General features: G+C 58.3%; 5 protein-coding genes. 1 reads left to right on the top strand and 4 read right to left on the bottom strand.

Annotated elements, in window-relative coordinates:
* Window positions 1–241: 241 nt before the first annotated feature.
* The 3 genes from rlmN to C4334_RS09855 all read right to left on the bottom strand — a co-directional run bounded on the left by rlmN (window position 242) and on the right by C4334_RS09855 (window position 4216).
* The gene (rlmN, locus tag C4334_RS09865; RefSeq protein ID WP_352431921.1) at window positions 242–1336 is read right to left on the bottom strand and encodes a dual-specificity RNA methyltransferase RlmN; all 1095 of its coding nucleotides are present in this window, start codon (window positions 1334–1336) and stop codon (window positions 242–244) included.
* 209 nt (window positions 1337–1545) lie between these two features.
* Window positions 1546–2586 carry a class I SAM-dependent methyltransferase gene (locus tag C4334_RS09860; protein WP_352431920.1) on the bottom strand — a complete coding sequence of 347 codons (1041 nt, stop codon included), beginning with the start codon at window positions 2584–2586 and terminating at the stop codon, window positions 1546–1548.
* A 295-nt stretch (window positions 2587–2881) separates the two neighbouring features.
* Window positions 2882–4216, bottom strand: a complete 1335-nt coding sequence (locus tag C4334_RS09855) for a hypothetical protein (RefSeq protein WP_352431919.1) — start codon at window positions 4214–4216, stop codon at window positions 2882–2884.
* 627 nt (window positions 4217–4843) lie between these two features.
* Here C4334_RS09855 and C4334_RS09850 point away from each other — a divergent pair.
* The gene (locus C4334_RS09850) at window positions 4844–6847 is read left to right on the top strand and encodes a winged helix-turn-helix domain-containing tetratricopeptide repeat protein (protein ID WP_352431918.1); all 2004 of its coding nucleotides are present in this window, start codon (window positions 4844–4846) and stop codon (window positions 6845–6847) included.
* A 93-nt stretch (window positions 6848–6940) separates the two neighbouring features.
* Here C4334_RS09850 and C4334_RS09845 read toward each other — a convergent pair whose 3' ends face one another.
* A complete protein-coding gene (locus C4334_RS09845) occupies window positions 6941–7684 on the bottom strand; it encodes a nidogen-like domain-containing protein (RefSeq protein ID WP_352431917.1) in 744 nt (247 codons plus the stop codon).
* Window positions 7685–8148: the final 464 nt, after the last annotated feature.

Here is an 8148-nt window from a genome sequence, read left to right as displayed (position 1 = left end):
TGGCGCGAGCCGAAACCACGGTTGAACCAGCCAATAGCACAAACGCGAACGAGAAGAGAAGGAGCCTGCGAAGCATTGCGTTCAATCCGATCTTCCTCCGCTTTCAGGGTTGTGCCTGAGATTCTACACGGGGCGATTTCGGCGCGCCAAGTCGCATCGGCGCGGAGCGAGCCGATTGCCGCAACCGACGGGCTGCGAGAAGCTCGCCAGTAGCGCGAACGTCTTTTGCGCGCTTTTTCGCTCAACCTCGCCGCACTTCGTTGGAGACGGAAACGACGCTCAGATGGCGCGCAGCCAGTTGTCCGCAGGCGGCGAAGATGTCGCGCCCGCGCGGGCGACGCACGAAGGCGCGAATGCCTTTCGCTTCGAGAATGCGCTGGAAGGCTTCGATGCGTTCATCCGAAGATGGACGATAGGGAAGGGATTCCGCCGTGTTGTGTGGGATTAAGTTGACTTTAGCGCGAAGCTGATGTTGATTGAGCAACCGGGCCAGTTGATGCGCGTGCTCGTTTGCATCGTTGACGCCGCTGAGCATGACGTACTCGAAGGTCAAGCGCTCGCCCGGTTTGAGCGAACGTTGAAAATCGCGACACGCCGCCATCAATTCAGCGAGCGGCCAGCGGCGATTGATCGGCATCAAGCGATCGCGCAGTTCATCGGTAGGAGCCGATAGCGAGATGGCGAGATGTGGGCGGTCTTGCATCTCGGCTAGTTGACGTATGCGCGGGACGATGCCTGCCGTCGAGACGGTGACGCGTCGCGGCACGATGTGTAGCCCTTCGGGTGCAGCCATGATGCGCAGCGCCTTGACCAACGCCTCGAAGGCGAGGAGCGGTTCGCCCGCGCCCATTGCGACGAGGTTAGTCCCATGCGGTACGTCGCTCGCTTCGCCATACACGTCGTTGAGCGCGCAGATGATCTGCTCGACGATCTCGCCCGCCGTCAAGCTGCGTCGCAAGCCGAGCCGCGCCGTCAAGCAGAAATCGCACGCGAGGGCGCACCCGGCTTGCGACGAAAAGCAGATCGTGTCGCGTCGTTCCTCCGGGATGAAGACCGTTTCGACCGGATGTCCATCTTGCGTGCGGAAAAGATAACGGCGCGTGCCGTCAGCCGAGACATAACGCGCTTCGAGCGCGAGCGATGAGACGGCTGCGCGGGCAGCCAGAAGCGCACGAAAAGCCTTCGGCAGGTCTGTGATCTCAGCGAACGAGCGCACGCGCCGCTGGTGCAGGGCGGAGAAGAGTTGTCGCCCGCGAAATGGGCGCTCGCCTAGATCTTCGACGAAACGGATTGCTTCATCTAACGAAAGTCCGAGCGCGTGTACCGGTTTAGCCATAACGCTCGATTTTAACACGAACGGCGCGTTCAGAACCGGCGTCTGTAGGTTCTCGTTTCGAGCAAACGCGAGGTCGGTTGTCGCTGGCGACAGCTTTCTGGCAAGGCGGAGTTCCGTTTCCAGATCTTTGGGCAAACGTCCGCCTCTCGCGTTGCGAAAGCCTCATTGCGAGAGGGATCTCAGTTCCCAATGCTCGGACTGCCGCTGAGCTAGACTTTGCGCGCAACTAGAGCGCGGAAAGAGGTCGGCGGCATGTCATGAAGCTCTGGGTCGGCGAACCCAGTCTTTTCAAGCATCTCCTTGAATTGCGAAAAGCTGTAGGCATCGCCACGCGGCGTCGTGGCGAGCATCATCAAGCTGAACGAAGCGGCGATCGGTGGCTTGATTCGATCTTCGTCGGGGATGAACTCGACGATCGCCACTTTCCCCTCATCAGTGAGCGCGGCATGAATCCGACGCAGTACGGACTCGCACGTCGGAACATCGAAATGATGGAGGAAATTGGCCAGCAGAACGAGATCGTAGCCGCTGCCGTAGTCGGCTTCGAGAGCGCTTCCAGCGATGGCGTGAAACCGATCTTCGACGCCCGCTTCGCGCGCGTTCTGGCGGGCCACGTCAAGCACATTGGCCCAGTCCAAGGCGGTGAGATCCGCCTGCGGGTTGCGCGCGGCGAACGCGAGGCCGAACATGCCATGCCCGGCAGCGATGTCGAGCACTCGCAGTTCGCCGACCGCTCGCCCGCCCACGATGTTCGTCAGCAGCTCCGCCGGCAGAGCCATCGACGGTCCCATCGCTTGTGCGAATCGCACCCACATCGGATGCTCTGGCGCGAGCGACCCTTCATCAGGCATAAGCGTGCCGCCTTTGCGCACGACCTCTTTGAACTCCTTGAAAGCTTCAACGAGCGTCGGGGAAAGAAGGAATTCGATCGAACTCCCGAGGTAAGCAGGCGAGCGTCGGTCGAGGAAGACAGCCGAATCCTTCGTGAGCGCATAGCGCCCATTCTCTTTCACGAGAAAGCCGATGATCGTCAGGTAGTCGCAAAGGATGCGCACTCCGCGTTCAGAAGCGTTGCACCTATGGGCCAGCTCTCGAATGGTTTCATTCCTCTCCCCAACGGCGGTGAAAAGGTCCAACTCGATCGCCGCTTTGAGGGCGGCGGTGCGTTGATAAGCGTTGATCGTATCAACGAAGAGCGCGGGTGAAGGCTCCGGAGCATCGGTGGATTTTAGAGACGAATGTGGTGTCATGATAGATCCTTTTGGATTCGAGGTCGGTTATGATCGGGCGTGGATAAGAGAGAGTTGATTCACCCTCCACACGTTCAGCGGGACTGAAAACTCGCCCGCTTTCGACCGGCAGGTGGTTGCCTCGCCTCAACCACGTGTCCAGTCGAAAGCGGGTCAAGTGGTCTCGCCTCCGGGCGACTTTGGCCGCCTCGCCTCAACCTCGGTCCACCCGGAGAGGAGAACCATCGCTTGCTCTCGAAGAGACAAGCGAGCTTGTGGCGGATGAAGCGGTGTCCTCGCGCTTCATCTGCAAAAATCATTTGCGCACAGCGCCTGCTATCGCTCCGGCAGCGCTCTCGATGAGCGGCGAAATGACATCTTGACCGTCTGTGTCCGCTTTGGCCTTCAGCGTGTTGGAGACGAGCACCGCGCCGTCCAGCTTCGTCAGTTTGTATTCAAGGCTCACTTCGTCTTTGGCCTTGATCGAACTGGCGACATCAGCGGCGGTGTAGATGATTTGCACGGCGACGGAGCGCGCGACGTGCTCGCCCACAGTGTTGCCGTATGGGATGGCGACGGCGGCGGCGTTGCCGATGGCGCCGCCCAAAGCCCGCCCGAACAGTCCTCCGCTCTTGCCCTTCTTAACGGTCAGATTGGAAAAGAGAACGTAATCGCACTCTTTCTGCCGTGCTTCAGCGAGAACTTGGTCCGGCAAGCGCGCTTCGATAGCGACGACCTCAACGTTAGGTCCTTTCAAGAAACTGGCGAATGAATTGCGCACGCCTTCGGCTGCCCGGGTCGCATCACCCGGAAGCTGTGCGCGCGACAACACCAACCCGAAACGCACAACGCTCGGACGCTTCGGCGTCGTGGCCGGAGTGAAGAGCGCCTCGCCGGCGGATGTGCTGGGCACATTCACTGGCTGTCGAGCGGTCGCTTCTGGGGCGGACGACGCAGCGATGTCGTTCATGCTTGCCTCGAACGCGCCCGCGAGCATCTCTTGTTCGTCGCGCGCTTGTGTGTAACCATTTGGTATTTCAAACAGCGCTGGATCAAGCGGCGTGGTAGTCAATTCCACCACTTCGGTGGTCATCGTCGTGGTTTCACCGTTGTCGAGGTAGATCGTTGTCGTCTCGATGAGCGGATATCCTAGCTTGCCCGATCCGGTTTGCCGAATGGTGGTGCGATCCGTGCAATCGGGGCGCGTCCTGCCCGTTGGAAGCTGCGGTCTGAGGGTCTCTTCGCAGTGGAAATCGGTTTGAAAATCCACATACCAACCCTCTTTCTCTATTCTCCCTTTGCCCTTTTGACAAGCATCGGGCGAACTCTCCCACGCAGCCGTCATCTTCAGATGGCGCGCCAGAAGGCCGAACATCCGGCGGCGTTCTCCGGTGTCGGAGATGTTCATCGTGTAGTTGATCGTGCCGCCGCGACGCGCCGGGCGCGCTGGCGCGGGCGAGGCATCGGTTGATGCCGAGGCTGCGACCGGCGTCGGATCATCGGCGAACGGTTTGATGGTGTACATCCGCCTCGCTTCGTTTAGAAGGATGTTGCGGCGAAGATCACACTGCGTGATGTTGACCATGCGGAACTGCTCCACGCCCATCTCGGTGCGTTGGCGTTTGCCTTTGATGTACGTAACATTCTCCATACTTTGCCCGCCGACAGTGGTTCGGCTGCGAATTTTGACGTCGGCGTGTGCGGAAAAGAAAACGACCGAAACGACCAAAATCAATGTGGCGAACGATATTTGATGCCATCTCATGGTTGAACCCTTTTCTTTCATCTCTGAAGACTCGAAACCTTGACCCCACTGAACTTCGGCTCGCGGAGAGGGGCGCGGTCGGATCAAAGTGACCCTCTCCCCAGCGTCCCTTGATCTTGCGCCTCTCTCCGGAACCACCGCTTTACGCCCTTTCCCCTTGTGCGTAAGCTCATGAGCCGTTTCCTCACGTATGGCAAGAGTTTCGCTCCGGTGCAAACTACAATCCCCACCTGGGCGCCCGAAAAAGCGTTTTCCAAGTCTGGAGCGTGAGGTGCTGGCTTTTTCAAAGACTTCCTGAACTTAGGTTCGCTCAAGAAAATCGTTGCACACCACCGAGCTTTGGGCTAGAATAAGCCCATTACAAGAGCGAACCGCTTATCCTCGCAGCCCCGGCTTGCGGGGCCGGTTCCGGTTGCAACGCGCGAAATTTAACCTTTTGCCTCCGAACCTGTCTTGACAAAAAGTTGAAAATCGAGTTGACAAAATTCTTACAGCCCCTTCCTCAGAGATTTTATGAAAGATCACCCCGCAAACAGCCCGCCGTCGAAAGATCGTCCGCTGGCGTATCGTTTCGGACCGTTCGTTTTGCACGGCGGCGAGCGGGTGCTTCGACGCGAAGATGGCCAGATCGTCGCGCTGAGGCCGAAGGCGTTCGAGACGTTGTTGGCGTTGGTTGAAAAGAGCGGCCACGTTCTGAGCAAAGACGAGCTGATGGAGCGGATTTGGCCCGAGACGTTTGTGGAAGAGTCAGGGTTGGCGCGCAATATCTCGGTGCTGCGCAAAGCGTTAGGTGAAGGTTACATCGAGACCATGCCGAAACGCGGATACCGTTTTGCGGCGCTTGTAGAAGTCATCGAACCGAAGGACGAAACCGCGTTTGAAGAGGGGACAGCAGAGGAAGGCGAACTGGCGCTTCGAGCGAAAACTGCAGCGGAGTTGACCGATCTGGCGGTTGAAGCGAAAGCGACTGAAAGGAGCGTTGTTCCTTCCGAATCTGCTCCGCTATTAGCGAGCGTTCGAGTGATCGCGTCGCAACGGAAGCTGCTTTTGATCATCGTCTGTTCGCTCGTTGGCGCGTTGTTGGTCGCTGTGCTCTTTGCGAAGTGGAAAGATGGCTCCCAACCAAGGGGCGCGCTGACCGGCGCAGCTCTTCGCAGCGTGGCGGTTCTCCCTTTTCAAACGTCTGGCGAACTGGGCGACGATCCGGCTTTTCCCATCGGCTTGGCCGATGCTTTGGTCATACGATTGAACGGCATCAGGCGTTTAGTCATCCGTCCGACGGGCGCGAATTTAGAGCGGGCACGCAAGGCGCAAGACGCTGCCGAGATCGGACAGTCGCTCGGCGTTCAGGCTGTGCTCACCGGCAAAATCCAACGTGTCGAGGATCGGTTGCGCGTCGCGACGCAGCTTCTTGACGTCGAAAGCGGAGAGATTATTTGGGCTGAGAAATTCGATCTCAAATTGGGCGATCCTTTCGCCATGCAAGACCGGGTTACCGAAGAGGTGGTTCGCGCTTTGGCTCTGGCTTTTGCGGAAGAAGAGCACGTCCGTCTGTTCCGAAGGACAACGCTCAATCCCGAGGCGCAGAAGGAATACTCGCTCGGACTTTACTTATGGAGCCGGAGATCAGAGGAAGGCGTGCGCCAGGCAGTAGAGCACTTCGAACGCGCCATCGTCGCCGATCCCGACTACGTGCTCGCTCGTGTTGGACTGGCCGATTGTTACGCCGTGCTCGCCGATTTCGGTTACATGGACGTGCACCAAGGCTTCTCCAGAGCGCGCGATGAAGCTTTGCAGGCCATCGCGCTCGACCCCGAATTCGGACCAGCTTACACGACGCTCGCCTTCGTCAAACACCGGTACGATTGGGATTGGGCTGGAGCCGAAGATGATTTTCGACGCGCTATCGCGCTCGCCCCCAACTACGATGTCGCCCACTACTGGTACGGGCTATATCTGATAACGGTCGGGCGGTTAGACGAAGCCAGGGCCGAGCTGGATCGCGCCGCGGAGCTCAATCCGCTCTCGCTCGCCATCGTAACCAACGCCGGACTGCCCGACCTTTACGCCCGGCAGTACGATCAAGCGATCGCTCGCTTCCGGCGCGCGCTGGAACTCGACCCGAATTACCATTTGGCGCACCTGCGTTTGTGGGAAGCTTACGAAACTTTGGGCCAGCACGACCAAGCCATCGAAGAGTTGCGCGAATGTTTGGGGGGCGCAGGGAGGCGTGACGCAGCGAACAAAATCGTCGCCTATTACCGAACGATGGGCTATGAGGCGGCGATCAAACGCTGGCTCGCCGAAGATCCTTGGCGATTAGCCTATGCGAACGCTTCAACATACGCGCGCATCGGCGAACGCGATCTTGCGTTGCAGAGCTTGAGTCAATCCCTCACGCGGCGCGAAAGCCGATTGGTTTATGTCTTGCAAAGCCCCGATTTCGATTGGTTGCGCTCCGATCCGAAGTTTCAGCAGATAATCGGCGAGATCGAAACGCTGCGCCGAAAAGAATAACGCACGCGACTCGACAAAAAAGCCATGCGCAAAGGGGTCCCGCTCTTTGCGCATGGCTGGGAATTTTGCGGGCAACTCGCTGGCTCGTCAAATTCATTCGTCAGCGTGCCGACGATTACGGCGTCTCGCCATGCCCACCAAGCCTGTTAAACCAGTGCCGAGCAGCAACAGGGTGGTCGGTTCAGGAACCGTTGAAGGCGGTGGCTCCACTTGCCCGTTACGCACGGCAAAGACGTATCTGCCTAGAACGTCCGAGTTTAGGCGGTTGCCGATCAATCTTGTGCCCGCCGGCCCGGTGTCCAAGAATGATCCCGGCACCCTTGATCCCGGTAGCTCGAACGACACGTTCGCCGCTCCCGAAGCGCCATTCGAGTACCCGACTGCTGCCGACACTCCGCCGAGTCCTCCTCTCCCGCCGCTAGCGTCGCCGGTTTCCCACTGGATTCGTCGGTAGTTGAATTCGATGTCGAAGTTGCCGCTTCCAGTATCGGAGCGGTCTATTAGGACAAGCTGAAAATAGTTCAGCTTGTCATCGTGGGAACCGAAGTATCCAACGTTCGGCCAGTTGACGATAAAGGCCGATCTGCCATCCACGGTCGCTTGTCCGTACTCAACTATCCCAGAGCCGCTAGCTCTCGTGTCGACATCGGCAAAAAAGGGTGCGATGATGCGCGTTCCTGAGCCAGCCAGCCCGAAGGGCGTGTATGTGCTCAGAGGCCCGGTGAAAGTGACGTTGCCGTTGTTGTTGACATATAGCTGAGTGGCCGAAAAACCGTAGAAGTTAACGTTGAAGCCTATCGGCACGAGTCCAGTAGAGTCATCATCATTTCTCGGCAAAGTCCCACCGCTTGATAGACTAACTGAACGGATAGCATCTGCTTTGGTGGGATTTGGTGGGAACACTGCCGACAGCAAGTGAGGCAAGAAAAGCGGCGACCATTAAAAGCGCTCTTGTTCTCATTTCCATTCTCCTTCAAGGCACTCATGAGGGTTGAGGTTGCGCCGAAGCTAGACCACCCGAGGCAAGAGAGAGGCTAAGTCCGGCAAGGAAAAGAACGATTGCTCCGATCGCTGCTTCCGGCTTCGGTGCCCGACATGGCAGCCAGCGGCTGGCCGCTTCGCTCACTGACCTATCTCGCCGCCCCTTGCATTGATAGGCGGCAGCGGTCAGTTAACGCTTCACGCCGAATGGAACACGCGTCAAGCGATCGGCTAGACGCATCCTTATAAATGAAGCCCGGTTGGTCTGTCTTGACAAAAAGTTGAAAATCGAGTTGACAAAATTCTTACAGCCCCTTCCT

It is taken from the genome of Pyrinomonas sp. (genome assembly GCF_040289685.1).
GTDB lineage: Bacteria > Acidobacteriota > Blastocatellia > Pyrinomonadales > Pyrinomonadaceae > Pyrinomonas.
Note: the sequence above shows the minus strand (reverse complement) of the source record. Positions and strands in the feature narration are given on the sequence as shown.